The organism is Micrococcus sp. R8502A1 (assembly GCF_006704135.1).
GTDB lineage: Bacteria > Actinomycetota > Actinomycetes > Actinomycetales > Micrococcaceae > Micrococcus > Micrococcus luteus.
In genome coordinates this window covers 1-1754 of the sequence record NZ_VIGS01000100.1, presented here as the reverse complement: position 1 = coordinate 1754, position 1754 = coordinate 1, and the positions used below count along the sequence as shown (strand labels likewise).

The 1754-nt window shown below is 65.4% G+C and carries 1 protein-coding gene; it reads right to left on the bottom strand.

Annotated features, from left to right (window positions below; translation table 11 throughout):
* Nucleotides 1-160: 160 nt before the first annotated feature.
* Nucleotides 161-1326, bottom strand: a protein-coding gene (locus tag FLM69_RS11200) for an IS3 family transposase (protein ID WP_141844290.1) whose coding sequence is annotated in 2 segments (ribosomal slippage) — nucleotides 161-1039 and nucleotides 1042-1326 — 1164 coding nt in all. Because the reading frame shifts where the segments join, the coding sequence is not laid out codon by codon here.
* Between the last annotated feature and the right edge of the window lie 428 nt (nucleotides 1327-1754).

Genomic DNA, 1754 nt, shown 5'->3' with positions numbered 1-1754 from the left:
CGTGATCCTCGTCAGCGGCGGAGCCTTCGGACTCTGACGTAGCGGCAGCGATCCAAACGGCCCCGACCGGGCGCACCCCTCTCGGTTCAGACCGCGACACCTACCTGCAGCCAGTCCTGCGTGATCGGGACTGCCGCACCGATAGGTGACAGGTGGGGTCTTATGCCGGGAGGGTCACGGCGGGCTTCATCATGGTCTCGTACTCGATGGGGGTCAACCGCCCGAGACGGGCTTGTCGACGGCGCCGGTGATAGGTGCGCTCGGTCCAGGTGACGATCGCGATCCGTAGCTCATCCCGGGTCGTCCAGGACCGCCTGTCGAGGACGTTCTTCTGCAGCAGGGCGAAGAAGCTCTCCATGGCGGCGTTGTCCCCGGCCGCACCCACTTTGCCCATCGAGCCGACCAAGCCGTGCCGGTTGAGGGCATGGACGAATTTCCGGGATCGAAATTGCGACCCGCGGTCCGAATGAACGATGCAACCGGCCACATCCCCGCGCCGAGCAAAGGCGTTCTGCAGTGCCTGGACGGCCAGCCGGGCTTTCATTCGCGAGTCGATGGAGTAGCCGACGATCCGCCCGGAGAAGACGTCTTTGATCGCGCACATGTAGAGCTTGCCCTCGGCGGTCCTGTGCTCGGTGACGTCGGTCAACCACAGCTGGTTTGAACCGCCAGCAGTGAAGTCCCGCTCCACCAGGTCATCGTGCACCGGCGGACCCGGCTTCTTCCCGTTCTTGCCGCGCTTCTTCCCGAACACCGACCACCAGCCGTTGTCCCGGCAGATCCGCCACGCGCTGCGCTCACACATCACCTCGCCGGCTTCCTTGGCCTCATCGACCAGGAAGCGGTAGCCGAACTCCGGATCGTCCTGATGGGCGTCGAACAACGCGTTCGCCCGGTACGCCTCGGCCAGCTCGGCGTCGGTGACAGGGTCCGCCAGCCAGCGGTAGTAGGGCTGGCGGGAGAGCTTGAGCACCCGGCACGTCACCGCGACGGGGATCCCGACGGCGGCGAGCTCCTTCACGAGCGGGTAGAGCCTTTTCCCGGCAGGTTCGCCTGGGACAGGTAGGCCGCCGCCCGTCGTAGGACCTCGTTCTCCTGCTCGAGCAGGCGGATCCGCTTCTTCAGCTCACGGTTCTCGGCCGACTCGGCTTTGGTTGTCCCAGGCTTCGCGCCGTCCTCGACGTCGGCCTGGCGCATCCACTTCGACAGGGTCATCTCATGGATGCCAAAGTCCTTGGCGATCTGCGCGAGCGTCACACCCTCTTCGCGGCTGCGGGCCACGCGCACGACGTCGTCACGGAACTCTTGGGGATAGGGAGCAGGCACAGCAACATCCTTCCAGGCCGCCCTGCGGGCAAGCCAGATCAGGTGTCACCTATTCGTGCGGCAGTCCCCATCTTGTTCCCGCTCGTCCTGATCGGCCTAGGGCGTGTCTGATAATGCTTCGAGGGTTGGGCTAAGACCCCGGATCCATTCTCAGACACGCCCTAGCGGAGAAGAGAGAGCAACCCCATGCCCGCCGAACGACTTGGCAGCATGCTCTGTCCATGTCCAGACGGGTGTGGCTTGCGCCGCTATATGGCGGGGTTCTGTCGGAGCTCAGTGGCGGCCTCCAAGCACGCGGGCCAGAGGGCGCTGCGAGTGAGGCTCACGTTCCGCAAGCCGATCCTTCACCGGGACAGCGGCCGACGGCAGGCCGGAGGAATAGGCGTCGCGATAGGGTGCACCCCGCGCAACAGAACCGTTGCGAAAGG